Below are 247 nucleotides of genomic sequence, written 5' to 3' on the forward strand. Positions count from 1 at the left end.
TAGTACTACTGTGTCATAAATAGATATGTTATCAATACGTATTGTGTCATCTGTATAGCGATTTCGCATTATGGTAAACGACGCACTTCACGACCGCTTCGAGACGTATCTTGATGAGCTAGCACCTCGCCTGGGCCATGCTGATCGAGTGAAGGGTTTTCAGAATTACTGTCGTGGCTTGATGCTGCCGCTGGAACGCAAGAGTGTCGAGCCCATCGCCGCCAGTGTCGATCCGGGTAACGTTCAA

1 protein-coding gene is annotated in these 247 nt (G+C 48.6%); it reads left to right on the forward strand.

Annotation, left to right across the window (positions count from 1 at the left end):
* Nucleotides 1-70 precede the first annotated feature (70 nt).
* Nucleotides 71-247 (forward strand): transposase (locus ACT3TJ_RS18110; protein ID WP_444614693.1); only part of this gene is annotated, 177 nt, incomplete at its 3' end.

Source organism: Halomonas sp. AOP30-A1-24, assembly GCF_052378165.1.
In the GTDB taxonomy this organism is placed as follows: domain Bacteria; phylum Pseudomonadota; class Gammaproteobacteria; order Pseudomonadales; family Halomonadaceae; genus Vreelandella; species Vreelandella citrativorans.